The sequence below is a fragment of the Desulfosporosinus meridiei DSM 13257 genome (assembly GCF_000231385.2).
In the GTDB taxonomy this organism is placed as follows: domain Bacteria; phylum Bacillota; class Desulfitobacteriia; order Desulfitobacteriales; family Desulfitobacteriaceae; genus Desulfosporosinus; species Desulfosporosinus meridiei.
The window spans coordinates 825609-852310 of record NC_018515.1; the positions used below are offsets into that span (position 1 = coordinate 825609).

Consider the following 26702-nt stretch of genomic DNA (forward strand, 5'->3'; position numbering starts at 1 on the left):
ATCCCTAAATATATCCTCGTTATTCAATGTTATTTATCAATATTAGATAAGACTATTTAATTTTCAAGAAGAAGTTAATCTTGATACAAGAAACATCTGTAAGCTAATTGAACCGAATAAATAATTAAATGTTAACCTGAAATAATGTATAATTACTGTATTATGGTTTTGAGGAGAGAGATACTTGGACAAAAATAGCTACTGGTTATTTGCGACATTAGTTTCTATATGTATGTATGTGTTTACTCGTTTGATATTTAATCTGCGTAATAAAAACGAAGAACTTCAGGCCTATATTCAGCAAGTTACAGCGGCTCAAGAAGAATTAAGATATCAATACTATCAAAACCTTGCAAGTGAAAAAAAGTTGAGTATCAGTGAGGAAAAATTCAGGATAATGTATGAACAAGCACCTTTAGGTATTGCTTTAAGCGATACGTTGACAGGGAAGCTTTACGATGTAAATCCAAAGTTTGCAGAAATAGTTGGCAGAAAGGTTGAAGAAATCATTGGTATTGACTGGATGTCCCTAACTCATCCGGAGGATATCAAGGAAAACCTCCATAAATCGGGTCTAATGAATGATAAGACCTTAGAAAACTTTAATATAATTAAACGTTATATTAAGCCTGATGGTTCAAGTGTTTGGGCCAAGATAACAGTTGCTACTTTAAATTTTGAAGATAAGGATAAGCCCAGTGAAATATGTATGGTAGAAGATATTACTGAACAAAAGTTAAATGAGGACGTAATAAAATCCAGTGAATATACCTTTAGAAAATTATTTGAAGGTTCCTCGGATGCAATAATTTTATTAAAAGATTTTCGAATTATTGATTGCAATCTGGCTGCAATTGAGTTATTAGGCTATGACTCAAAGACAAAAATTATTGGCAAAACCGCGTGGGACATTTCTCCTGAAAAACAACCAGATGGAGTTTCCTCTATGGAAAAGGCCTGGGAAATTAGTATGTTAGCCCTAAAACAGGGCAAATATAGATTTGAATGGTGGCACAAAAAAGAAAATGGTACAGTATTTCCCGTTGAAATAATGTTAACGTCTATATTGCTTAGGGGTAAACAAGTTTTACATGCTGTGTGGCGAGATGTCAGTGAACGAAAAATTTTGGAGCAAAAGCTGGAGTATTTGAGCTATAAGGATGTTTTAACAGGCTTATATAATAGAAGATTCTTTGAGGAAGAACTAATGCGTCTGAATGTTCCAAGGAATTTGCCATTAACCATTGTAATGGCAGACGTAAATGGCCTAAAGCTTATTAACGATTCCTTTGGTCATGCCATGGGAGATGAACTCTTGAAAAAAGTTGGCGAGGTGATCGTTAGAGGTTGTCGAGCAGATGATATAATTGCCAGACTTGGTGGAGATGAATTTGTCATACTCCTGCCTAGAACCGCCAGTGCAGAAATTGAACAAATTGTCAAACGTATTAAAAATCAAGCCTTGAATGAAACAGTTGGCTCAATTGAAATTTCTATTTCTTTCGGGTGGGAAACTAAGCTAGATAAAGATGAAGACATTCGAGAAGTGCTTAAGAAAGCTGAAGACTTTATGTATAAGAAAAAGCTTTTTGAAAGTCCAAGTATGAGAGGTAAAACAATTAAGGCGATCATTAATACCCTACATGAAAAAAACAAGCGCGAGGAACAGCATTCTCATAGAGTATCAGCTTTATGCGAAAGTATGGGGAAAGCATTAGGTTTACCAGAGGGAGAGGTTGAAGAACTCAAAACTGTTGGACTTCTTCATGATATTGGTAAGATTGCCATAGAAGAAACAACTCTTAATAAGCCGGGTGCGCTGGCGGAGGAAGAATGGCAAGAAATAAAGCGGCACCCGGAAATCGGCTATAGAATATTAAGCACTGTCAATGACATGTCGGAAATAGCAGATTACGTCTTATGTCACCACGAAAAGTGGAATGGAACCGGTTATCCCAAAGGGCTTAAAGGAGAAGAAATACCTTTTCAATCAAGAATCATTGCTATCATAGATGCTTATGATGCTATGACTAGTGAAAGAAGTTATCGCAAGGCATTATCGGAAGAAGTAGTAATTAAGGAAATTCAGACCAACTCCGGGACTCAATTTGATCCTGAGGTGGTAAATGTATTCCTTGAAAAGGTTCTAAGAGTTAAAGCTTCGTAATTAGGAAACCCTTTGGAGTAATAGGGTTGGAATAAGGAGAGCGACATGGAGAGAATCGCAATTATATCAGATATTCATGGGAATTTGCCTGCTTTAGAAGCTGTATTGGAAGATATTAAATCGAAAAATATTCAGCGTATTTTTTGCTTGGGGGATGTAGCGGGAAAAGGGCCTAGTCCTGCTGAAACAGTCGATCTAATTAAAGCGCGGACTGAAATAGTTATTAAAGGCAATTGGGACTGCTATCTAACAGAACAAAGCGGGCCTGCAGTGCTTAAGTGGCATCAGGATAGATTGGGTATTGAGAGACTGAATTATTTAAGGAGTCTTCCAATCTATAAAGAATTTTATATTAGCGGTAAATTATTGAGACTATGCCATGCGTCTCCCAATGATTTATTCCATAGAGTTTACCTTTCATCGGAAATAAATAAGCGACTGAAATTGTTTGAGGCTACTCCAACCCTTAACGTTGAAGCAGATATTGTTGGATATGGTGATATACATAGTGCCCACATTGATAATTTTTCTGGAAAGACAATTTTTAATGTGGGAAGTGTCGGCAATCCACTTGATATGACCCAAGCTTCTTATGGAATAATTGAAGGAAACCTAGGGAATAGAGATGAAGGATCATTAGCTATATCTCTTGTCAGGGTACCCTATAATGTTGAACTATCCATAGCGCAGGCGGAATTAACTGACATGCCAGAGAAGCAAGAGTATATCGACGAATTAAGAACGGGAATCTACAGAGGGCTAAAATCCTAAGTTAAAGGTCAGAGGGTGAATTCGGATGGAGAGTCGTCCATTGACAGGCGTGTTGAAAAGCCTGTTCCTTTTCAGCAAGCAGCTTTGAATGCGTATCAGAGTCCAGTGGATCAATACATTCTTGATAGAGATCTAAAGCTATAAATTTGTAATCAGCTGACATCTTTTCATCCCTTCCATTCAAAGAATTGTTTAATTAGTGGGTTATTTTTAACGTGTGTAAGTTGCATACAAATTATACTTTATCGTTATAATGATATTTTTTTAAACGAAACTGATTATAAGGGCAAATAGTCACCGCTCTGTATTTTTCTGGAATTACCTATATAATAGAGTTGATTGTTACAGGAGGTCCTTTCCCAATACATACCGATAAATAAGGGGTCTGATATTTTATGATTGACATTATCATATCCAACGAACTAAAAGAACTTTGTCCGGATCTCGTCCTTGGATGTATCCAAGCAAAAGTAAGTGTTGAAAGTAGTCCGAAGGAACTTTGGGAAGAAATAAACTGTTGTTGTGATGTTCTACAGAGAGAGATACATATAGAAGAGTTGGAGGGTTTACCCAGAATAAAGGCGGGTAGGGAAGCCTATAAAAAATTAGGGAAGGCTCCAAGTAGATATAGGTTATCTTCAGAAGCTCTTATAAGAAGGGTCTTGCAGGGTAAGGGAGTTTATAAGATTAACAACGTTGTGGATCTCAATAATCTGATCTCATTAAAATCCACTTTTCCAATTGGCTCATATAATCTTAAAAACTTGAATAGTCCTATAACCTTAAGAATTGGTAAGGCGGGAGAACAATACAAAGGTATTGGTAAAGAACTAATCAATATATCTAGTCTTCCTGTCTTAACTGATGCCCTAGGTAGTTTCGGAAGTCCCACCAGTGATTCTGAAAGAGCCATGATAACCAACGACGTCAGGGAGATTCTAATGTGTCTTTTCTCATTTAATGGGGAAAAAGAAGTGGGAGAATATCTGAAATATTCAGAAGAACTTATCGAAGAATATGCTAACGGCAAAGAAATTAAATTAAAAATCGTTCAGTAGAGTGAAAAACACGTTGAGGGGGTGGTTCTCTTGTCTTAAGACAGAAGAACCACCCCCGTGTCAAAGTTTTAGGTTGAAGCTAATTCCCCTAGGACGGCTTCAGCTTGCTTTGTTTGCCCATCTCGGATGTAAGTTAAGGTTACTTTGTCGCCTACTTTGTTTTTATAGAGTTCACGAACCAGATCGGAAGAATTTTGTATTAGCGTATCATTGATCTTGGTGATGACATCTCCTTGCTGTATACCGGCCTTCGCGGCCGGGCCGTTGAGAGTCACTGCTGAAATGTAGGCGCCTTGAGGTTTGTTGTTGGTTTTGGCGTAAGTGTTGTATTGATCATCGGTGCTTACTAGAAGTGCGGGATGTTTGGCAACACCTGAGGTGATTAATTGTTGTATTGTTGGTAAAGCATCGGAAATTGGAATAGCAAAGCCCATTCCTTCAAATCCGGTTTCGGCATATTTTACAGAGTTAATTCCAATGACTTGGCCTTGATAATTGACTAAAGGCCCTCCGCTATTACCCGGGTTGATAGCTGCGTCTGTTTGTATCAGATTGTAACTTGCTACTCCTTGAAGGTTTAGAGTGCGATTGGTGGCAGAAATAACCCCCGTGGTTACAGACCGAGCGAATTCGTCCCCGCCCGGATTGCCAATAGCAACTACTGACTGACCCACTTCGATTTTAGAGGAATCTCCTAGCTCCACTGCTGTAAGGTTTGTTGTATCCGAAATCTGCAATACTGCAAGATCTGTTCGCGGGTCCGCGCCAATCAATTTTGCTTCAAGAGTACGTCCGTCACTTAAGCTGACGGTAATTTTTTGGGCACCTTCAATTACGTGATTATTAGTTGCGATATACCCTTTTTTTACGTCAATTATAAAACCGGAACCGCTTCCAACCTCTTGAAGAGCTGATTTCCCAGAGAAAGACCTGCCGGTTTGAAAGTTGGCAACCCCCACAACAGCTGGTCCAACATTTTTAGCAATTTGAGCTACCGGATAAATAGTTTGATCAGTTGTATAATTGGCAACCTGGGTAAAGGAGGAATTAGCGGTTTGCAATGGTGCGACAGTACTTGTAGGATAGATATAGGGAATTGCCGCAATAGTAGAAAGGCCTCCGATAGCTGCGCTAATTAAACATAAGCTGGCGTAAGCCAATACCCTGCCCGGAGCTCTTGGTCGAGAAATAGATTGGGTATTGTTTGAATTGCTAAAGTTGTTAATATTGTCATTGAGTGTTGAACGAACATCCTCTTCCATAATGTTTCCCCCTTTTTATGTTGAGTTGGTTCTTTAAACCAACTAATTTACTACATTTAAAGGATATCCTAAAAGTGTTAAAGTAAATGGTGCAAAGTGTGAAATATTATAGTTGTTAAAGTTGAGATTTTGTGAAAAATAGATATTATATGAAGAAGAAACCATTACTTTTTAGTTCGGATTATACTTGGTAATGCTAAAAAAAGAGGAAGTGGATTATGAATACTGAAATGAAGCGGTCAGTGTGCCCATTTGATTGTCCGGATGCCTGTGGGCTTTTAGTCGAAGTTATTGACGGCAAAGCCGTAAAAGTAAAGGGTGATCCTGAGCACCCTTTCACCAAAGGGACTTTGTGCCCTAAGATGAATCATTATGAACGAACAGTGCATTCTCCACAAAGATTAAAGCAGCCTCTTCTACGCATTGGCGAAAAAGGAGCGGGGAATTTCAAACCTATTTCTTGGGCTGAAGGGATTCAATATATTGTGGACCGGTGGAAGGGGATTATCTCTAACTATGGTGCAGAAGCTATATTGCCCTACTCATATGCCGGAACAATGGGAGTTGTTCAACGTAATTGCGGGGAGGCCTTTTTTCACAAACTTGGGGCATCGAGATTAGCTCGAACTATATGTTCCTCAGCCAAAGGCTATGGCTGGTCTTCCGTAATGGGAAATACTCTGGCGCCACATCCAGATGAAGTGAAGAAAAGCGATTTTATCCTTTTATGGGGTACAAATGCTCTGGCCACAAACATCCATCTTCTGCAAAACGTAAAAGAAGCCAAAAAGCGTGGTGCTGTTGTATGGCTCATCGATACTTATGAAAATCCTACTGCCCAAATTGTTGATAAGGTTGTTTTGGTCAAACCCGGAAGAGATGGCGCGTTGGCTCTTGGCTTAATGCACATTCTGGTTCGTGAAGGCTGGATAGATTTACCTTTCGTTACCAAGCATGTGCAAGGCTTTGAACAATTGCAATCACAAATTCTACCGGATTATACTCCTGATAAAGTGAGTCAGATTACTGGAATTGATGTAAAGTTGCTCGAAGAATTGGCACTACACTATGCTAAAGCCAAGGGGCCTTTTATTACTTTGGGATCGGGACTTTGTCGTTATGGGAATGGCGCAATGACCGTACGAGCTATTACCTGTCTTCCTGCCCTAGTCGGTGCTTGGGGCAAGCCTGGAGGAGGGCTGTTGGCAAGCATATCAACAGGTCCAGCCTTTGTTACAAGTAAAGTAACTCGTGAAGATTTCTTGTCTGAGCAACCCCGAATTGTTAATATGAATCAGCTGGGCCAGGCATTAACAGAATTATCTGAGCCGCCGATTATGAGCATGTACGTTTTCCATTCCAATCCAGCAGTTGTTGCTCCTGACCAAACAAAGATAATAAAAGGGTTATCGAGAGAAAATTTATTTACTGTTGTTCATGAACGTTTTATGACGGATACAGCTCGTTATGCTGACATTATCTTACCCGCTACGAGCTCCTTAGAACACTCAGATATCTATAGGGCATACGGACATTATGGTATTCAACGAGCAACTGGGATAATTCCCCCCGTTGGAGAGGCTAAGTCGAACTGGGAAGTATTTCAATTGCTTGCTCAAGCAATGGGCTATAAAGAGTCATTCTTTGCTCAAAGCGCAGATGACTTGATTAATCAATTGCTTGATCCTCCCACACCATGGTTAGAAGGGGTTGATTTTGTAAATCTCCAAGCAGGTCGCCCGGTGGAACTCTCTCTGCCCCAGGACTACAAAACCACCTATCTCACTCCGTCGGGTAAGATTGAAATATACAGCTCCGTCGAAGCCGAACCTTTACCTCGCTATTTTGACCCTTACGAGGATGACGCCCCATTCTACCTGATGAGTGCCCCAAGTCTATATTCTTTGAACTCTTCTTTCAACGAACGGCCTGATTTGTTACAGAAAAAGGAAGAGGCCTATTTGCAAATGAATCCTAAAGATGCCGAAGACAAGAAGTTGCAAGATGGACAGAAAGTAATAGCATATAATGATCGTGGCGAGGTAGTCTTTATACTTAAGCTAGCACCGACTGTTCCTCAGGGAGTCTTGGTCACTGAAGGTCTTTTTTCTAAGGAAAAAATGCAGGGAGCTTATTCGGTAAATGCCCTTACCTCACAGCGTCTAACAGATAGAGCTGAAGGAAGTACCCTTTATGATGTTAAAGTGGATGTCCGATTATACTCATAAGCTTTATGATTTTTTATAGGCGCGAGCATCATTCTCTAAACATACATTAACAGGAAGGATCGCTATGTTTAGAGGAGGATTTATATGCAAATTCATGTGGTGAAACCAGGAGATACTCTTAGCAAGGTTGCCAGAGCTTATGGGATTTCCGCCCAGGAAATTGTTGACGCCAATCAGATTTCAGATCCCAGCAGATTAGTAGTGGGGCAAACATTTGTTATACCAATCAGAGGGCGATATCATTTCCTTCAACCTGGAGAAAGCCTATGGTCAATTAGTCATCAATACAATGTTTCGGTTGAGGAATTAGTCCGCATCAACAATATTCAAAATCCTAATAATCTCCCCGTTGGCCTGCGCCTATATTTGCCTCAAAGGCCTAAGATGATCGTAGAAACGAATGCCTACATTGATCCGAGAATGACCAGAGGAAGTTCCGCTGAGGATGTAGACAAAGTAGGAGAGCATTTGACTTATCTTGCAATTTTTACCTATGCAGTTAATCGCGAGGGAAATCTTACCCCTGTCGATGATCAGCCATCGATAAATGCAGCGTATAAGGATAGAGTCTTACCCCTTTTGGTACTGACTAATTTTGAGGAGGGACAATTCAGCACAGAAATTGCTACTACTATCTTGACCAGTGAAGCAATGCAAGATCGTGTTCTTAATCAAGCTCTTCAGATAATGAATGAGAAGGGATATAGGGGCCTGGATTTTGACTTTGAGTATTTGGGAACTCAAAATCGGGTAAGGTATGTCCGTTTCTTAGAGAAGGCACGTCAATTATTAAAACCTCGGGGGTACTATATTTCTGCAGCCTTAGCCCCAAAGTATAGGGCAGAGCAAAAAGGGGTTTTGTATGAAGGGCATGACTATCAGCTAATCGGTCAAGTAGTTGATTTCATCTTCTTTATGACATACGAATGGGGATGGTCCGGTGGGAAACCGATGGCGGTCTCTCCCTTACCTCAAATGAGAAATGTCATGGAATATGCTGTCTCTGTGGTACCTAAAGAAAAGATTATGATGGGGATGCCTCTGTATGGATATGACTGGACATTGCCCTATGTAGAAGGTGGCAAATTCGCAAGATCTATTAGCCCGCAACGGGCTTTGCAATTGGCTGTTCGTTATGGTGCAAGTATTAACTATGACAGAGTTTCTCAAGCTCCTTGGTTTAGGTATACTGATGAACAGGGTAAACAACATGAAGTTTGGTTTGAGGATGCTCGAAGTATGCAAGCGAAATTCGACTTAGTAAAGGAACTGGGGATTCGAGGATTTTATTATTGGGTATTAGGCAATGATTTTCCGCAAAACTGGCTTCTTATTGAAGAAAATTTCGTGGTGCGTAAATTAATATAGTGAATTGTATATCTCGATAAAATAGTAAGAGCAAGAAGTCTATTCTAGGTTGTTCTCCTTAAAGCTAACAGATTTTTCATAAAAAGCTGTTGCTGGCCGAATACATACCGCTGTAGACTGCTTGCTCTTTTTTGAGAATTACTGCTTTGGTGCAGTACCTTGACCTGCCGCATCAACGGCAGTGCCTGAACCCGGCGTTTTTCCTGCGTCAGGATTAGCAGCACCTGTAACGTTTGCGCCGACCCCGAGGTTAGCTTTTAGTTGTGCCTGACGGGCCAGATCAAGGCCTTCACCAAGTATGCGTAGGGCTTCTTTAGGGCTGTGCCACCCCATACTGTTTTCTGCAGAGATATAATCCCATCTCCACTGGGCTTTACGGTGTAGATTTCTGGCTTCATTCATCATATCAGCTTTGGCAGCAGGATTGTTAGACGCTGTTGTAATAGAATTAATAGCGTCGGTAAGTGCAGTTTCTAAGGCAACCTTTGCTTTATAAACTTGATCCTGGGTGCCAATAACTTGGTTTTTTAAATACTCTTCGCTTTGTTTATGGCAGGTTTGACAGGATTGGGAAATATGATTAAGAGGGCTTTGAAGATGATGCGAGGATATTTTGCTTTGACCTTGTTTTACATAGGGCATATGGCAATCCGCACAGGCCACGCCATTTGCAGCGTGTACACCTGTTGAGAAGAGTTCATAATCTGGGTGCTGAGCCTTAAGCATTGGTGCCTGACTTTCTTTATGATCCCAATCTTTAAAATTTAGCTCAGTATATAGCTTTTCTGCATCATCCATGCGCAATCCATAGTTCCAGGGAAAGGTGACTTTCTTGTTATCGGGTTTGAAATAATACTCGACGTGGCATTGGGCGCAGACCATGGTTCGCATTTCTTGCCGGCTAAATTTTGTAGGGTCGATTCCTCTGGTTTTCAAAGCATCAAGAAGGGGAACGCTCGTAATTTTTAGTTCCATTGTTTGTGAGTCGTGGCAGTTTGCACAGGCAATTGGATGTTTGATTTGATCCTTTAAATCAGCAAAAGGGGTCGCCCAGAAAGAGTCTCCCATTTTGTCAACAAGGGGTTTAACATTAGGGCTTTTGCAATTCCAGCAAGAGCTAACAGTTTTTGGCCCGACCCGAAGCGTTCTGGTGACATCTTCTAAGGCCCAGACGTGACCTCTTTCTTCATTGTAATCTTCAGAGAAAGGATATCCGGCGAATAACTTTACTTGAGCAGGAGATTCTTTGAGATGGGATTCGGGTACGGAACCGCCATACTTGGAGTTGCCTTTTATTTGTTCTTTTTGTTCCAGATAACTGGCATAATGATCAGGGTAGGCCTTTCCCCACACGGCAGGATCTAATTCTCCTTCAGGAATAGTAGCCGTTGTAGGAGGAGTAGGCGATTGTTGCTTGCAACCAAGTGCCAGGAATCCGAACAACATTAGCATTAGACTGAGCAATAGAAAGCTGCGCCAGGTTTTAAACATTTATAGTATACCTCCATTTTTCAGCGAATCGCTGTATGTATTGGTTGACTAGAGAAGGGCATTGTTGGGGGCTCATGGGGTTCTCCACGATGACACTCAAAACATTGTTTTCCGTCACTGGTATTGATTCTGGAAACAACGGTAGAATGACAGCGCAGGCAGTTGCGTTGGAGAATGTTCCTACTCCATTCTTTTGTGTGTAAGACATCCGGTGGAGCAAAGGTGTTTTTATAATAATCTCTGGCCCCTGAATACCCCTTGTAGACAATTTGTTCGAGGATATTATCATGTGGTATGTGGCAATCTTTGCAGCCTACCCCATTTGTTTCCCTGTGGACACTGTGAAAAGAGGTTTCATACGGCGGCTTCATAATATGACAGGTTGTTCCACAATAATAAGTAGTCGATGTGCGTTCGTACTGAGCAACCACAAAGAATCCAAAGAGTACAAGTAATGGCACACCTATCAGGAGCCATTTTTTTGTTTTGCTAGATAGATATTTCATAGGAACCTCCTTTCAAGGTTGATTTTGTCTTAGTATGAAGGTTTTGCAATTCTTTTATGTAAATTATTAATATGTTTTAGGTCGGGCTATATATTCTACTTTGGATGCCATTGATGACATATAAAGGCCCCTATGCGGGAAGATATAACTTCCAGCACAAGGGCCATATTCGGACTTAGTATGCAAAGTGTATCGATGCTCTAAATTTACACGCAGTCACTAGACAAACAAAAATGCTAAGGCCATAATAGAATAAGCTGCCAGCAGTTGTGCACCCTCTAACCAGTTTGAACGTCCATCCATACTTATCATGGCAGTTATTACTGTGCCCATAATAATGACGATAAGTTCATATCCTGTAAACAATAAGTCAAGAGGTTGGCCAATAAAATAACCCAGGAAAACTAATAAAGGAGCGACAAAGAGTGCAATCTGGGTACTTGAACCTATTGCAATTTCTAAGCTGATATCCATTTTATTCTTCATAGCCATCAGGACACTTGTTGAATGTTCAGCGGCATTGCCGATGATTGGTATGACTATAACTCCAATAAACAGCTCACTAATGCCTAAGGTGTTTACCACGGGATCAATTCCTTCTACCAGTAGTTCACTTTCTATCACTACAAAAAAAGTAGCGATAAGTAGAATTAAAAGAGATTTAGGTTTTGACCAACTGGGAGAATCTGAACACTCTTGGCTTGGTCGAAAAACGTCTTTGTGCGTATGTAAAGAAAAAACCAAACTAAGGATATAGACAATCATAAGGATTCCTGCAACTCCCAGGCTTAGGGGCTCGGCAGCAGGATTAGAATGTGTGTTGAGGAAGACTGCCGGGATGATCAGCCCCGTCACTGCCATCAGGAGCATAGCGGTATGCATACCAGCTGCTGCCCTATTGAATTTCTGGATTTTGTACTTAAAACCACCTAGAAGCATGCTCAGCCCTAACACTAAAAGAAGATTTCCTATAATAGAACCTGTAATGGAAGCTTTTACGACTTCAACTAATCCAGCTTTTAGGGCAAAAACGGTGATAATAAGTTCTGCTGCGTTGCCAAAAGTAGCATTCAACAACCCCCCCAATCTTGGCCCAACATAGATGGCGATTTCCTCAGTTGCCTTGCCCATGTATCCGGAAAGTGGAATTATACTCAAACAAGCGGCAACAAACTGTAAGACGGGTGAATGACCGGAAAGATGCAAAAAAATACTGATCGGAATAGCTAACAATAATAGATTGAGATATTTCAAAACTTAACCCCCTAACATCCATATTAAATAGTCTATTTACCATTAAAATCTATTTGAGTAGGAGTGTCAACAACAAGTAATTAGTTATCCTAATTAGTTTTTCGAGCCTTAACTGGATTATTTCTACTCACGTAAGAAAAGTAAGGAGAGAGTATGAAGCAGCTTATGAACACAAGACTGGCAAACTTTAAGCTGAGATATGCTAAAGTAGACGATGTCCCGCTGATATTATCTTTTATTAAAGAATTAGCGGACTATGAGAAAATGCTCGACCAAGTAGTAGCTACAGAAGAAATTCTAAGAGAATCCTTATTCGAGCTGAAAAAAGCAGAGGTTCTTATCGGTGAGTATGAGGAAAGACCGATAGCCTTCGCCTTGTTCTTCCACAATTTTTCGACATTTCTAGGAAGGCCAGGTATATATTTGGAGGATTTATACGTTAAACCAGAAATGCGAGGTGAAGGGATAGGTAAGATCATTTTATCTCAGCTTGCGAAAATCGCGATTGAGAGGAAGTGTGGCCGATTAGAATGGTGGTGTCTCGATTGGAACGAACCTTCTATTGAGTTCTATAAAAGCAAGGGGGCTGTTCCAATGGACGATTGGACTGTTTATAGAGTAACAAATGAAGCTTTAGTTAAACTAGCAAAAGACTAGGAAAAGAATAGAGATAAAAAACAGGGCTAGTAAAGTCTAGCCCTGTTTTTTATAGGTAGTTTTTTAGGATTACATAGTTATTTAACGATCAGCACCGGACAAGGGGATTGAGCCATAACCCGTTGAGTGACACTTCCGATAAGTGCTCCGGTAAGTGCACCGTGACCAACTGTGCCCATAACCACCAGGTCAAATTCTCTTCTTACTTCATCTAAGATGCCACTGGCAGCGTGCCCGGATATATGCTTCTTTGTCAAGTGAACATTTCCGATGTCAATGCCTTTGAGTGTGATTTCCAAGGCTAACTCTCCACTCTTGTCAATTTGCTCCTGATCTATGATGCTAGTAAATCCCATATGATACCCATAATAAGCTTCAGGAGTTGGGGTCACATGAAAAAGCTCAATTTCTGAGTTGAACTTTTTAGCTATTTCTAAAGCTGACTTAAGGGCGCGACGTGATGATTCAGAACCGTCTGTAGGTACTAGAATCCTTTTGAACATTGGCAGCATCCTCCTTTATATATACAAAGGGTGTTGTTTGTTTAGAAACTATAAAAGGCGCTATTTAAGAAAACCGTTTAAGATAGTGTCTTCTGCTTCCTGTTCTGAGAAACCTAGGGACATTAGCTTAATCAGCTGCTCTGATTCTATTCTCCCTATTGCGGCCTCATGCACGAGCTGTGCTTCACTATGATGTGCGGAAATTCTTGGGGTGGAGAGAACCTGTGCGTTATGCATGATTATGGCATCACATTGGATATGGCCACGACCTTTATTGCGTCCTATTAAATCAAAATAGAATGTTTGCTTGGAATCATCTTGTGCTACAGAACGAGATATTATTTGAGCAGATGAATCTACCCCTAATAATTCGACCGTAATGTTTGATTCAGCCTCCTGATCTTGGTAGGTTAGAAGTCGTTCAGTAACGACAAGCTTAGCATTATCCATTAGGCGGATTTCGGTATCTCTTTTTGTTTGGTCAATCCCTTTTATTTGAATTAACTCAAGTTCGACAACTGCACCCTCTTCAACCTCAATAATTGTCTTAGGATTTAAAACACGTTCTCCGTTGCCGTCACCCTGTCCATAATGTTTCTCTACATATTTTAGTTTAGCCCCTTTTCGAACAAAAAAGGTATGAATCCCATCGTGTTGAGATTTATGGTGTCCTGAATTATGTATTCCACATCCAGCCACTATCAAGACGTCTGAGTATTCACCAACTTCAAAGGTATTGTAGACAACATCGTTTATGTTTTCTTCCGTTACGATAACCGGAATATGAACGCTTTCTCCCTTTGTGTAGGGTTTTATGATTACGTCAATTCCAGACTTGTCCTCTTTTGTGACAATATCAATATTGGCCGTTGTATTTCGCTGAACTCCAGCCCCATTTTTCCGGATGTTAAAAGCACCTTGAGGAATCTCATGGAGATCGGCCACTTTCTCCAGCATTAGCTTATCCAACGCATTCAGCATTTTGACCAACCCCTTTCACGCATTTAGCACTACATGCGCAAGAATCATTATTCATAATTCCGGCAAGGATTATATCTCGCTCTGATTGTGCACTGACCGTACCATTGGACATAATTATAATCTCATCAGCAAGTTCCATAATACGCTCTTGATGGGAAATGAGTATGATTGTTGTATCATACTTCGAGTGGATATTCTTAAAGGTCTCAGCGAGTTTTTGAAAACTCCATAAGTCGATTCCTGCTTCGGGTTCATCAAAAACGGCAACCTTTAGATTTCTGGCCAGTACTGTAGCGATCTCGATTCTTTTCATTTCTCCGCCTGAGAGACTTGTATCAACATCACGGTTTAAATAGTCTTGGGCACACAAGCCGACGTCGTAGAGTAGGTCGCAAATATTTACTTTTTCTGGATTATGGGAGGCGGCCATTTTCAAGAGCTCTTTTACTTTGATTCCTTTAAAGCGAGGAGGGCTTTGAAAAGCATATCCAATGCCCAGGCGAGCTCTATCTGTAATATTTTTAGCTGTAATGTCTATTCCGTCTAGTAAGATTTGACCTGAGGTGGGATTGTAAACCCCCATAATAGTTTTAGCTAGAGAGGACTTTCCTCCTCCATTAGGGCCGGTAACAACATATATTTTTTTCTCATGAAACTCTAAATTGATATTCTTTAGAATTTCAAAATCGATATCTCCTTGTATTTCAAGAGATACTTTTTGAAGCTGAAGCATTTATACTCCTCCTTAGTCACAGTCACCTATATTCAACAATAACATAATTCTACAATTTATTATAGCCGTATTATTCAAGTAGTAAATAAAAAGGCTGGAAGCCGGCAGCGCCAAGCAACTTCGTATTTGTGACGTTATGTAGACAGCGGTCAATGACCGCTGCAGATTCTAATCAAACTCTACTCTACCACCGGCTGATTGAACTGCATTAACAATAGAGTCCAAACTCATAGCATTGCCAGATCCGCAATCAAGGAAAGGCAAACGAATAATAAAGCAAATTCCGCTGGGTGAAGCAACCTCAACAAGGTTTAAGAGATTAATAACGGTACCAGGGGGGATGGATATTCGCAAAACGGTTCCAGGAAGGGGGCCGCATTGAGGTGGATTAGGTGTTGGCCGGCAAGATGCATTAGATCGTCGGTAAAACATAACATCACTCCTTACCTTCATATGACTGTTTGCACAGTCCATAAGAATACAAGATCATGAGCAAGCTTAGAAGTGTAAATCCTGTTTTACCTGGTGTATAGTATGACAGATTGTCCGATATGGTTAAAGATATTCCTCGGTCAAGGAAAGTTTTTCTTGATCCAATCAATAAACAATTCGACCTTAGCAAAAGAGTATTCAGGATTTGTTGCCAATACTTTTTGAATCTGAGCAGTTTCAGCCCACAGAGCACTGATTGATAGAACACCAACTTCCTTAGCGGCGTGAACATCATAGGCAATATCACCAACATAAGCTGCTTCTTTAGGTGATAAATGCCAACAATTTAGAATTTGGTAAATATGTTCTGGTTTACTGGCTCGAAGTTCGGAACCAGTGATAATCGTTTCAAAGAAGTGTTCAAGTCCGGAGTGCTGTAAAGATATTTTCATGCTGCCAGCGCCCTTGCCGGATACGAGGGCTAATTTTATTTTGCGCTCTTGCAATAGAGTTAGAGCTTCTGTAATACCCGGAAAGGGTTCCGCATAATCAACATGGAGGTTGTCGTATTCGTCTAGGTAATACTGAAGACTCTCCTCCCAAATATCCGGAAACAGTTTTTTGAAAATGCCTTCTTCAGAAGGGCCAAATAGAGACGATAACTCTTTGTCAGAGTATTCACGACCAGTAAACTTTAATAATGTTCGGCTTAAACTGGTTCGTACTACAGGAAGAGAATTGATTAGTGTACCATCCAGATCAAATATAATGCCCTTGAGATTCATATCTACTCCTTCAAACTCACCTGATTAGTTAACCCTAACAAGGATGATTCCCAGTTTAAATTTTATATCAACTTTAACACAAATACTATAGCTATTCTATACAGGATTTGAATTAGGAACAGGATCTTAATCAGACAAGTTTTTCTCCATCTTTTAGTAAAAACGTCTAATTAAAGATATTGCTGAATAGTATGGATTGTACAACTGTGTAGAAGGATGTGCTTGGTTATGTCTAATTCTAGACTGAAAGCGAACTTGTTCAATTTAGATAAGGGTTATTACCTATCCAAAAATGATCCGCTGTTTTGGAATAAGCTATTTCAGAGACAGACTGACAATCCCGAGGCCATGTTCCATGTTGGAATGGCTGCAGAACGAGAAGCCAAGGACTACTTAGAAAAATACTATACGACAAGAGTTGACAAGTATCTAAACTTATATCGCAAAACAATAGCGCGCTCATGCAATTTGGTAAAAAGTTCATTTCAGAAGGGATTTATACATGCTCGACTGGATTTTCTAAGAATTGAACGAGAAATGCACCTAACTGAATTGAGGATAGCTGAGCTAAATCGACCTACCTCTTATAGTAAGAAACAAATAATCCTAATCTTTATTTCTGCTGTTATTTTAAGTATTCTAGGCGCATACGTTTTTTTACCTCATACGGAATCATTGACTATGAATGAACATAATCACGCCTATATGTTGCCTTATGAAGTCATAGAAGGCATCCCCCCTGAACTAACAATAATCAGCGATAATCAATTAGTGATAAATATTCCTGAAAAAGATTCAACTAAAGAGAAGATAGTAAATGCACTCATTGAGAGACTAAAGATGGAATATGAAATGAGTCCTCTAACTGCAACACAAGTAATCGCTGTAGATGATAAGGATCGTGAAATTGGCAGAGCAATCTGGGAGGGGAAGGGAGAAAATATTCAAGTTTATATTTCCACTATCAAGACTGAAACAGCTCTCGATAACAAAGAAGTTCAACTCTGGGAGACTACAACAGTTATTAGGAGTGCTTTGTACCAATTCGTTAAAAAGAATGGATATTTGCCTAAAGATTTGTCTGGGCTTAATCAAGCCTACCCTAATAATTACCTAACAGAATTCCCTCAAGAACCATATAAAATGAAAAATACTGTCACTACCTCACCGACAAGAGATGGGGGGTGGCTCTTTTCGTATATGGAGTTTTCAGCGGATATGGATCTAGTTTCTATGGTTAAAAAAGCCCTAAAACCAAACCTTTCCTATGATAAGGATATCCCGTTTATGCCCCTACGTATTCTAATTGATAAAGCTAATAATAATTTGTTCGTTTTATCCGAGAATCGGATTATTCGCAACTACCCGGTTGCTCTCGGCAAAGATAATTCAACCCCGGAGGGGAAGCTGTTTATATCTAAAAAAGTTGTGAATCCTGATAAAAATGTTCCTAAAGACAGAAATGTATATGGAACAAGGGCAATGGAGCTGGCCAATATGAACTACGCAATACATGGTACAAATACACCTTCAACTATTGGTCAGAATATCTCTCAGGGCTGTGTTCGGATGAATAATTCTGAGATGGAAGAGTTATATGCGATGATCCCACTTAATACAGAGGTTGAAATATTTTATAATCTATCTGACATAATTCCAATAGAATCTGATGGTTATGTTCCTCCTAGAAACTTATATTCCAATAGTGGCAACTTGAGGGAAGAAGACCCATTTACAGATTATCACTGGGCAGATTAGGATTTTAGCTTTGTTGTTGGATATGGGAAGATCCTAAAGGTTACTGATATGAGTAAGTGCACAAGTACAACTATAGAATTCTTCATTAGAGTCTTACCAGAAAAACAATTAAATGCCGGCAGATTTGCCGGCATTTAATTGTTTTTAAGCATATTAAAGTAGTAAGAAATGATCGGGAGATTACTGATTTTTCTGTGATTGTTTATTAATCGTGTTAAGCAAATATATTGTTCTTCGATTTGCCCAACGCAATTCTGTGGCGACAACAGATACTTCCATTAAAGCTCTTAAATAGAAGACCCCGTTGACTTTTCGATTCCAATTGTCAATGGCTTGGTCAAATAACTCCCAATAGGCGATATCTTCCACGTAGGTGCCGGTGCTTTTCTTCCCTCGGATGCCTAAGGTAAGGGAAATAATTAATTCATCCAGCTTTTCGTATCCCATGGATAAAACACCAAGAATTTCTTGGAATTCTAAGGTTATTTCATGAAGCTCAGCAGGGGTATAGGTTTCTCTTCTGCGCGCAACTCTCTGATCTGTCATTTGATTAATACTTTCTCCGCGTTCGATAAAGCCACGGCATATTTCCAATAAACGTTCTATAAAGTGGGGGTGCTCTTCGGGAGTTATCTCTTCCCTGGCATGTTCATAGAGGCTAGTCACTTCGTCCAGGAGATTTTTTTGTTCTGCGGGATCAGGCTTCTGATAATAGGTTAAATCTCCTGCATGGATAAATGCATAAAGACTCTCTAAAAAATATCTGGAAGTAACGTGGACTAGAGTGTTGAGATCATTCATTAATTTTGACTTATACCTAGGAGGTGCCAAAATTCGGTTAATAAACAGTGCCACTCCGAGACCGACGAAGATACTGAGAGACCGATATAAGGCATGAGTGAGAAATGTTTCCCGAGGAGAATCTAAGATAAAAATAATAGAAACAATCCCCATAACCATTCCACCCGACCAGCCTAACCTGTTGCAAACTAGGATTAAAAATATGACTGTGGATCCAATAATAATGGGATTTGTACCCAAAAGTAATCCCATCACTAATGAAAAAACCACAGCGAGTAGATGGATGCTGATTTGTTCCCAAGCATTATTGAGAGATTTACTAAAAGAAGGCTGCATATTTACAACCGCGGAAATTGCCGCAAAGGAAGCAGGTTCAATGTTAAATGCTCTGCAAATAAAGAGTGCTGTCGCAACAGCAAGTCCTGTTTTGATAGTTCGGGCTCCGATAACCATTTTTAATCTCACCTTCGATTTCTGGATAAAAATAGTTTACCACATAATAAGAGCTTAAGAAAATTTGATCTTTCACCTAGAAGGATATTGATCTATTCAAGCTAGATAAAGAATTATTTTATAAAAGAAGGAGAAAATGTTGCTATAGAGTGCTAAAACAGCTAAGTATCAGAATAAATAAAGGAATTTAGGGATTCTTTGACGAATAGCAGTACGTTATTCCTATAAATTATTATAAGCAATGAGGAGGAGAACAAAAAAATCTATGCATATTGTCATAGTTGGGGCTGGAAAAGTAGGCTTTAGTTTAGCCCAGCGTTTATCTGAAGAGGGGCATGAAATTACGGTAATTGAGAATGATGAGGAACGGCGCCTTATTGTCCAGAACAATTTGGATGTAATGACAATCAGCGGCAATGGAGCAAGTCCACAGGTTCTAGCTGATTTTGGATTATTAAAGGCTGACCTAATGGTTGCCGTGACAGATCGAGATGAAGTTAACATGATTGCCTGTATGGCTGCTAAACAAGCAGGCGTTTCCCGCACTATAGCTCGGGTAAGAAATCAAGAATATGCCGGAAAAAATCAGCTTGAATTCAACAAAGCCTTAGGAATTGACTTAACGATAAATCCAGAAATGGTAACGGCCGTAGAAATTAGTCGCATCCTCCTCACGCCTGCTGCTTTGGATGTTGAAGACTTTGGAGACGGTAAGGTGCGTCTTTTGGAAGTCCGGATTAGAGCAGAGTCTCCCTATGTTAATATTCAGCTGAAAAAACTGACTTTGCCGGATCGAATTTTGGTTGTAGGTATATTACGACAAAATAGAATGATTATTCCTCATGGTACGGATTACTTATTGCCCCAAGACAGTGTTTTCTTCGTTGGAGCACAGTCTGCAATTGAGAAGTTCAGCGAACAATTCTCTGAGACAAAAACAAAGATAGAAAGAGTTATGATTATTGGTGCAGGCCGAATAGGAAGACATCTTGCGAAAATTCTCGATCAGGTTGGGATATCAGTCAAAGTTATAGAAAAAAGTCGCGAACGCTGCAACGAATTGGCGAAAATCATTAATAAAGGGCTTGTGCTCTGTGGCGATGGGACGGATATTGACCTCCTAATCGAAGAGGGCGTTGGAGAAACAGATGCTGTAGTTTGCCTGACCAGTGATGATAAACTCAATTTGTTGCTTGCTCTTTTAGCCAAAGACTTGGGAACGCAAAAGACAATTGTTCGTGTGGGGCGTGCCGAGTATATGTCACTAATGGGTAAGGTTGGGGTCGATGTGATCTTATCTCCTAGACTTCTAACAGCAGGAGTTATTTTACGGCAGGTACGACAAGGGGAAATTGTCTCGGTGTCATTGCTTGAAGGAGCAAAAGCAGAGGCCATAGAAATTGTAGTCTCAGCAAAAGCGTCGCTAATCGGTCGTAAGCTTAAAGATGCTAAGATACCAGACAACATTTTGATTGGCGCTCTTGTTCGCGGAAATGAGTTAATTATTCCTGATGGAAACACTATGCTTCAGCCTGGAGATCGAGTAGTGGTTTTCACGCTTCCGAACTTGGTGAAGAAAGTCAGCAAATTATTTTAAGGCAGGGTAAAGGCAGTGAACTATTCGTTAGTAGAAAATATTCTTGGCCGCCTGATGATCTCATTTTCAGGATTTATGGTTATCCCTTTTTTAGTGGCCTTGATTTGGCAGGAGGGGAGTGTGCTTGCCTTTGTTCTGTCCATAATAATAACTTTGGTTATGGGGCTAATACTTTTAGCGTATGGAAAGAAAGATGGGCGTATGGGAGTTCGGGAAGGGTTTGTTATTGTAGCTGGTGCTTGGCTATTAACAAGTTTAACCGGAGCATTGCCTTATGCCTTGAGTGGAGCTGTTCCTACATATCTGGATGGACTTTTTGAATCTGTCTCAGGCTTAACCACAACAGGAGCGAGCGTAATTGATAATGTTGAAATCCTGCCTAAGAGCATCCTGCTGTGGAGAAGTTTAACCCACTGGCTTGGGGGTATGGGGATAATTGTCTTATTTATTGTCTTCCTGCCAAATATGACAGGGGCTGTTCATTTATTCAATGCTGAAGTCACCGGGCCAACTTCTGAAAGAGTTTTACCAAGAATTCGTGATAATGCTCTAAAGCTTTGGCAAATATACTTTGGCTTAACCGTTGCTCAAATTTTTCTTTTAATCATAGTAGGCATGAACTGGTTTGATGCTATTAATCATTCCTTTGCTACCATGGCTACAGGAGGGTTCTCTACAAAAAATACAAGTATAGCGTATTACGACAATCTGTGGATCGAACTTATTATTATTGTTTTTATGATCATCGCTGGAGTTAATTTTAGTTTATATTATCAAGCCTGGCGCTCCGGGTTAAACAAAATATTTAAAGATATAGAATTTCAATTTTACCTATTGATCATTATAGTTTCAACTCTGCTCATTGCCCTGAGCCTATGGTGGACAATGGGGATTGACGGCGGTAATTCCCTGCGGCAGGCTTTATTTCAGGTGGCCTCTATCATAACCACTACGGGGTTCGCGACAGCTAACTTCGATCAGTGGCCTTCTGCAACAAAGATTATCTTGCTCTGTCTGATGTTTATAGGAGGGAGTGCGGGATCTACTGCTGGTGGGATGAAGGTTTCACGGATTGTTCTGCTTTTTAAACTCGGTTGGGTAGAGTTGAGAAGAGCAATTCATCCTAAGGCAGTTATTAATGTGCGCTTTGCCAAGAAAACTGTTGATCCAGTCATATTTAATACAGTGGCTGTTTTTTTCTTTCTCTTTTTATCAATTTTTGCCGTTGCTACTCTCCTACTTGCTGCAATAGGGTTGGAGCCCCTTGATGCCATGAGTGCAGTAGTTGCGACATTGGGCAATGTCGGGCCGGGTTTTGGGGTAATTGGTCCTACTACGACGTTTTCTTCAATTAACGCTTTTGGAGAGAGTGTCCTTATTCTATGCATGCTGCTGGGACGGCTAGAACTCTTTACCTTGTTAGTACTCGTTCAACCCGAATTTTGGCGTAGTCGTAAAGGTTGGTAGATTCCAATTATTAATCAAAAATAATTGACCATTGGAAAAAGGGGTCTGCTGTGAAGTGTAAGTTTCCAGCAGATTCTTTCTTTTTACTCTGCTGTGTTGGAAGTTTGGGTATTAACGTAAATTTAAGCAATTATAGGTTTTTATACAAAAACTCCCATTGTGAGTTTAGTCGCATTATGTTAGATTATCGTAGAAAGAGTAATTAATTGTCATTTTGCACATGACTTTTTTTTATGTCTTTTATGTCTAATGTGTTATTGATTGTGAAAGGAGCTGTAAAGGGATGTCGCCTAATAAACGAGTTTCTCTATCCCGCCGTAATTTAATAAAAGGTGGAATATTGCTTGGAACAGTCGCTGCAATAGGTATTATGCCAATTAAAGTTCTAAAAGCTGAAGAAACAGTTAAAGAAAACACGACTGCGAAAACAAAAAAGCAAATTGGTTTTAGTTACGACGAAGGAAAGTGTATTAAATGCGAGTCATGTGTAAGGATCTGCCAAGAGACTTACCAATGGGAGTCTGATTCTCCTTGGAGACGGCTTCTTAAAAATGACAAGGGAAATTCTTTGTCGATGAGTTGCAATCACTGCGCTGACCCCGCTTGTGCTAAAGTGTGTCCGGTAAAAGCTTATACAAAAAGGGATAGTGACGGCATTGTCATTCATGATTCTACTAAGTGTGTAGGGTGTGGTTATTGTCTCTATGCCTGCCCTTATCATGCTCCTCATATTCAGAAAAAAACAGGTGCAGTTTCTAAATGTCATTTCTGTTATAATTTGCAGGACACAGGCTCAGGACCTCGTTGTGTAGGGGTTTGTCCGACTAAGGCCTTGACCATGGGTGATATGAAGGAACTGTCTCAAAAAGGGAGTCTTGAATATAAAGGGCTGCCTAGCTCGAAAATTACGAATCCATCAATGATAATAATTCCAAAAGAAAAATAGAAAAAGTAGACGAGAGGAGGATTCAAAATGGGACATTGGGGTTGGCTTATTGCTATCTACCTTTTCTTAGGCGGACTTGGTGCAGGAGCTTATCTAGCTTCTTTTGCAGCAGAAAAAGGTCTTCTAGGTGAAAAAACGAATTTGAATCGTGTGGGTTATGTTGTTTCAGCACCGATAGTTGCTTTTGGAGCCTTTTTATTGATTTTTGATTTGGGACAAGGTCTAAAAAAACCCTGGTTGATTATAAATATGTTTCTCAATTTTAGTTCGGTTATGACTTGGGGTATTTATATTCTTTCTGCCTTTATCTTCGTAGCTTTTATCAAGGCATTTTTTGTCTGGAAGAAGAGAAACGCTCCGGATGTCATATCGTACGTTGGTGCAATATTAGCCGTAGCGACTGCCGCCTATACAGGAATGCTTTTAGCGGTTGTTGAAGGAATACCTTTTTGGAACTCTTACTTGATGCCGGTGGTTTTTGTAGTATCTGCTCTTTCAACGGGTTTGTCCTTAACATCGCTATTAGCACATTTCTTTGAGAAATACCAAATTCATGAGATGCGTGTCTCTCAAATCCATTTAGGATTGGTAGCTACAGAAATCGTTGCGCTTGCTGCTTTTTTTGCACTAATATATTCCGGAAATCAAGGAACAATTGCCAAGATTTCAGCAAACATGTTGTTGACAGAATCTCTCTCAATTCCCTTCTGGCTGTTTCTGGTCATTATTGGTTTGGTTGGACCATTAGCGTTTTACCTGCTACAGGCTCGTAGCAATAAAAAGGCTCTTTTGACATCGAACTATCAGAATTCGGCTCTGAACTCTGTAAGAAGCGGAATCGTATCATTAATTTGTGATGGAGCTGTATTGGTCGGCGGACTTACTTTACGTTGCTTGATTATTTTTGCGGCGCTTCCGGTTTGGAACGGCATATTAAGTTAGTGTAAACGCTCAGGATCGCATAGGAGGTTTATAAATACTTTAGGTTTAGGGGGGGATAACTACCCCTCTTCTTATTTGATTTCACATTTATTATAAAACAATTATGCTGGAAGCCTGTGATATTAGATAGCAGGTAAATTGCTAGGTTTAGAGCAGGAGGGATTGTTTAGATTGGTATTTCTAGTTAAACTAGGATAAGACTCATACATAATATTTAAACGTGTATTTTCTTTAATGTTTCGAAGGAGGGATTTTCTATGTCAAGAAAAGCTTATACTGCAAAAGGGGCAGTTGCCATTGGCCCCTATTCCCATGCCGTAGAATCTAGGGAACTTATTTATCTATCTGGGCAAACCCCAATAGATTCTGCCAGCGGAAAACTTGTTTCAGGTGATATCATTGCCCAAACTGAACAATGCTTTAAGAATTTATTCAATGTCTTGGAAGCCTCGGGACTAACTTCCGAGGATGTAATTAAGGTGAATGTTTTTCTGACAGATATGTGCAACTTTAACGCTATGAATTCAGTTTATCAAGGAATGTTCACTGCACCTTATCCTGCCAGAACAACAATTGGTGTAGCTTCACTCCCGCTAGAGGCTGAAGTTGAGATAGAGATGATTGCGAGTAGAAGTCATACCTAAATCTTTATTTTGCTTGAAGGGACATTAAATATGCTTGAACGTCATGTCATAAAATACTTTGCACCTGGGTGGTTTGCGGTAGTCATGGGTACAGGGGGACTTGCTAATGTTTTATATCAATGGCAAGCTACCTTTCCTGTAGGAAAAGTTCTAGGCTTAGGCACAGCAATTCTCGCTGAAATTCTATATTTTTTAGTACTTGTTCTATGGGTGATTCGTTGGATTTCTTTTTTTGAGTATGCGTGTAGAGATCTTCATCACCCTGTGGCAAGCAATTTCTTTGTTACCATGCCGGTAGCAACTGTCATTGTTGGAACTAATATTTATAATTATTGGAGGCCCTTTATTGGCGAATCAATAACCTTTGTCATTACGAGTAGTGCCTGGACGATAGGATTATTAGGAGTCACCTTTTTCTCCTTCTATACAACCTTTAGAATTATTCAGCTTGAAGTGGCGCCTAAGCCAGAAATGACCAATTTTTCTTGGATTATGGCGCCAATCGCCAATATGGCTACTTTATTATTGGGAAATACTATATTAATACAAAGTCTTAATCATAAACCAAGCTGGAGCGTGTCTATTTTAATTTTAAACGCAATTATGTTTGGGATAGGGTTTTTTCTTTTTATATTTATTAGTGCTGTGATCTTTGTTCGGCTTATTCAACATTCTCTTCCACCAGCCGAGTTGACACCGTCTTTTGGAATTTTATTAAGCGCAGTTGGGTTGGCAACGATTGCAATTATAGATATGTCAAAGAGTGCTGCTACCCTGGGAGTAATAAATTCCGTTGGCCTAGCCAACTTAGGGGCAATAATCATTTGGGGATTTGGATTTTGGGTGATTGGAATTATTTGTCTTATTTGCATTTATCACCTTCGTCGAGGTGGTATTCCATTTGGATTAGGCTGGTGGGCATTTATCTTTCCGTTAGCTGCTTATACAATAGCGACTCAGAAAATCTCAGGTTTGTTTGTCTCGCCACTAACTTTCTGGGTTAGTGTAGTCCTAACAATATTACTTTTGCTACTTTGGGGCTATGTTTTGTTAAGAACCATTGTGGGTATTTTTAAAGGTAATCTTTTTATGGGTAGCCCGATATTCCAAGAGCCCAAAAAAACTATTATAGTTAAGTCGTAGAGTTACTATAAAGATGTTAAGTTGGAGATTGTAAATAAATATTGTATCATGGTACATATTGAGGTAATTAAAAAGTAACTGCGGAGAAATCAAGCAAGTTATTGAAAGGTGTGAGCACAGGATGGTGGTTAAAGCACAGCGTATTTATGCTGAGAATTGGGATCCCTCTGATGATGACATTAATAGTCTTTTTCCGATTGAAGACCTAACGTCTGAAATTGGAAAAGACCCTGGAATAAAGGTGCTTCGAGATGATGAAATAAGGCTTCAGTATCCTAGCCAATATAATATTTCTATCCAGGCTAGAGCATATAATCAAAGGCTTGTTCAACTCTTACAGGAATATTACACTACTTACTGTAACAGTCCCGAGCTGTCAGATTTACTTGGAGTAAAACTACCACAGATTATGTGGATGGATACATTAGGCTATGAAGAACCCTTAATCAGTATCCATATTACAAAGCTCAATAAACAAGAAATCTTCATTAATGACATGGTCTTAGTTAAGAATGAGGACTTTGATTTACTTAATGAAGATGTTATTAAGAAAATCTTGAATAATTTACGCATATTTGCAAGAGCCCAAGGGGCAAAATATTTGTCAGGCTACGCTGCTAACAGGAGCACTTTCAATCTGTTAAAAGGTAAAGGGTTTACTGAGGATAAACGAGAAGGCATGGGTAATGACTATCTGTGGAGATTAGCTGCAATTAGGGGCGAGCAATTGCCCTATTATGAAGAGTTGTAATAAT

General features: G+C 39.8%; 25 protein-coding genes. 14 read left to right on the plus strand and 11 right to left on the minus strand.

The genetic code is table 11. The features are described from left to right. Positions 1–184: 184 nt before the first annotated feature. Both DESMER_RS03820 and DESMER_RS03825 read left to right on the plus strand, forming a co-directional pair. Positions 185–2167: an HD domain-containing phosphohydrolase gene (locus DESMER_RS03820; protein WP_014901747.1), complete on the plus strand. Its 1983-nt coding sequence runs from the start codon at positions 185–187 to the stop codon at positions 2165–2167. Positions 2168–2212: 45 nt separating this feature from the next. Continuing rightward, positions 2213–2938: a metallophosphoesterase family protein gene (locus tag DESMER_RS03825; protein ID WP_014901748.1), complete on the plus strand. Its 726-nt coding sequence runs from the start codon at positions 2213–2215 to the stop codon at positions 2936–2938. A 1-nt stretch (position 2939) separates the two neighbouring features. Here DESMER_RS03825 and DESMER_RS23900 read toward each other — a convergent pair whose 3' ends face one another. After that, the gene (locus DESMER_RS23900; protein WP_169315533.1) at positions 2940–3101 is read right to left on the minus strand and encodes a hypothetical protein; all 162 of its coding nucleotides are present in this window, start codon (positions 3099–3101) and stop codon (positions 2940–2942) included. A 232-nt stretch (positions 3102–3333) separates the two neighbouring features. Here DESMER_RS23900 and DESMER_RS03830 point away from each other — a divergent pair, with 232 nt between their 5' ends. Continuing rightward, positions 3334–3996 carry a B3/B4 domain-containing protein gene (locus tag DESMER_RS03830; RefSeq protein ID WP_014901749.1) on the plus strand — a complete coding sequence of 221 codons (663 nt, stop codon included), beginning with the start codon at positions 3334–3336 and terminating at the stop codon, positions 3994–3996. A gap of 68 nt (positions 3997–4064) precedes the next feature. On the opposite strand, the gene DESMER_RS03835 is transcribed toward DESMER_RS03830, so the two are convergent. Continuing rightward, complete coding sequence (locus DESMER_RS03835; RefSeq protein ID WP_014901750.1) at positions 4065–5258, minus strand: S1C family serine protease; 1194 nt, start codon at positions 5256–5258, stop codon at positions 4065–4067. A 218-nt stretch (positions 5259–5476) separates the two neighbouring features. Between DESMER_RS03835 and DESMER_RS03840 the strand changes: the two genes are divergently transcribed. Next, positions 5477–7486 (plus strand): molybdopterin-dependent oxidoreductase, encoded by a 2010-nt coding sequence (locus DESMER_RS03840; protein WP_014901751.1) that lies wholly within the window; start codon positions 5477–5479, stop codon positions 7484–7486. Between the two features lie 84 nt (positions 7487–7570). After that, complete coding sequence (locus tag DESMER_RS03845; RefSeq protein ID WP_014901752.1) at positions 7571–8854, plus strand: glycoside hydrolase family 18 protein; 1284 nt, start codon at positions 7571–7573, stop codon at positions 8852–8854. 138 nt (positions 8855–8992) lie between these two features. On the opposite strand, the gene DESMER_RS03850 is transcribed toward DESMER_RS03845, so the two are convergent. From DESMER_RS03850 to cax, 3 genes are all read right to left on the minus strand, one after another. Further along, the gene (locus DESMER_RS03850) at positions 8993–10345 is read right to left on the minus strand and encodes an ammonia-forming cytochrome c nitrite reductase subunit c552 (RefSeq protein WP_014901753.1); all 1353 of its coding nucleotides are present in this window, start codon (positions 10343–10345) and stop codon (positions 8993–8995) included. Positions 10346–10365: 20 nt separating this feature from the next. After that, positions 10366–10851 (minus strand): cytochrome c3 family protein, encoded by a 486-nt coding sequence (locus DESMER_RS03855; RefSeq protein WP_014901754.1) that lies wholly within the window; start codon positions 10849–10851, stop codon positions 10366–10368. A 219-nt stretch (positions 10852–11070) separates the two neighbouring features. Continuing rightward, a complete protein-coding gene (cax, locus tag DESMER_RS03860) occupies positions 11071–12105 on the minus strand; it encodes a calcium/proton exchanger (RefSeq protein ID WP_014901755.1) in 1035 nt (344 codons plus the stop codon). A 153-nt stretch (positions 12106–12258) separates the two neighbouring features. Here cax and DESMER_RS03865 point away from each other — a divergent pair, with 153 nt between their 5' ends. Next, a complete protein-coding gene (locus tag DESMER_RS03865; RefSeq protein ID WP_014901756.1) occupies positions 12259–12762 on the plus strand; it encodes a GNAT family N-acetyltransferase in 504 nt (167 codons plus the stop codon). Between the two features lie 77 nt (positions 12763–12839). Here DESMER_RS03865 and DESMER_RS03870 read toward each other — a convergent pair whose 3' ends face one another. The 5 genes from DESMER_RS03870 to DESMER_RS03890 form a co-directional block, all read right to left on the minus strand. Further along, entirely contained in the window at positions 12840–13265 is a 426-nt protein-coding gene (locus DESMER_RS03870) for a universal stress protein (RefSeq protein ID WP_014901757.1), read from the minus strand. Between the two features lie 60 nt (positions 13266–13325). Next, positions 13326–14246 carry a SufB/SufD family protein gene (locus DESMER_RS03875; RefSeq protein WP_014901758.1) on the minus strand — a complete coding sequence of 307 codons (921 nt, stop codon included), beginning with the start codon at positions 14244–14246 and terminating at the stop codon, positions 13326–13328. Continuing rightward, a complete protein-coding gene (locus tag DESMER_RS03880; protein ID WP_014901759.1) occupies positions 14227–14979 on the minus strand; it encodes an ABC transporter ATP-binding protein in 753 nt (250 codons plus the stop codon). Before DESMER_RS03880 ends, DESMER_RS03875 begins: the two co-directional genes overlap by 20 nt. 168 nt (positions 14980–15147) lie before the next feature. Next, entirely contained in the window at positions 15148–15411 is a 264-nt protein-coding gene (locus DESMER_RS03885) for a hypothetical protein (RefSeq protein ID WP_014901760.1), read from the minus strand. A 140-nt stretch (positions 15412–15551) separates the two neighbouring features. After that, the gene (locus DESMER_RS03890; RefSeq protein WP_014901761.1) at positions 15552–16196 is read right to left on the minus strand and encodes an HAD family hydrolase; all 645 of its coding nucleotides are present in this window, start codon (positions 16194–16196) and stop codon (positions 15552–15554) included. A 228-nt stretch (positions 16197–16424) separates the two neighbouring features. Here DESMER_RS03890 and DESMER_RS03895 point away from each other — a divergent pair, with 228 nt between their 5' ends. Further along, positions 16425–17954, plus strand: coding sequence for a L,D-transpeptidase (locus DESMER_RS03895; protein WP_014901762.1), 1530 nt, complete (start codon positions 16425–16427; stop codon positions 17952–17954). Between the two features lie 180 nt (positions 17955–18134). Here the strand turns inward: DESMER_RS03895 and DESMER_RS03900 are convergent, their stop codons facing one another. After that, complete coding sequence (locus DESMER_RS03900; protein ID WP_014901763.1) at positions 18135–19208, minus strand: FUSC family protein; 1074 nt, start codon at positions 19206–19208, stop codon at positions 18135–18137. A gap of 265 nt (positions 19209–19473) precedes the next feature. On the opposite strand from DESMER_RS03900, the gene trkA reads away from it, so the two are divergent. The 7 genes from trkA to DESMER_RS03935 all read left to right on the plus strand — a co-directional run bounded on the left by trkA (position 19474) and on the right by DESMER_RS03935 (position 26698). After that, complete coding sequence (gene trkA / locus DESMER_RS03905; RefSeq protein ID WP_014901764.1) at positions 19474–20805, plus strand: Trk system potassium transporter TrkA; 1332 nt, start codon at positions 19474–19476, stop codon at positions 20803–20805. Between the two features lie 15 nt (positions 20806–20820). Next, entirely contained in the window at positions 20821–22272 is a 1452-nt protein-coding gene (locus DESMER_RS03910) for a TrkH family potassium uptake protein (protein ID WP_014901765.1), read from the plus strand. Between the two features lie 283 nt (positions 22273–22555). Next, complete coding sequence (locus DESMER_RS03915) at positions 22556–23218, plus strand: 4Fe-4S dicluster domain-containing protein (protein WP_014901766.1); 663 nt, start codon at positions 22556–22558, stop codon at positions 23216–23218. Between the two features lie 27 nt (positions 23219–23245). Then, entirely contained in the window at positions 23246–24160 is a 915-nt protein-coding gene (gene nrfD / locus DESMER_RS03920; RefSeq protein ID WP_014901767.1) for an NrfD/PsrC family molybdoenzyme membrane anchor subunit, read from the plus strand. 257 nt (positions 24161–24417) lie between these two features. Next, positions 24418–24804 carry a RidA family protein gene (locus DESMER_RS03925; RefSeq protein WP_014901768.1) on the plus strand — a complete coding sequence of 129 codons (387 nt, stop codon included), beginning with the start codon at positions 24418–24420 and terminating at the stop codon, positions 24802–24804. 30 nt (positions 24805–24834) lie between these two features. After that, the gene (locus tag DESMER_RS03930; protein ID WP_014901769.1) at positions 24835–25947 is read left to right on the plus strand and encodes an SLAC1 family transporter; all 1113 of its coding nucleotides are present in this window, start codon (positions 24835–24837) and stop codon (positions 25945–25947) included. Positions 25948–26068: 121 nt separating this feature from the next. After that, a complete protein-coding gene (locus DESMER_RS03935) occupies positions 26069–26698 on the plus strand; it encodes a hypothetical protein (protein WP_014901770.1) in 630 nt (209 codons plus the stop codon). The last annotated feature ends 4 nt before the right edge of the window (positions 26699–26702 follow it).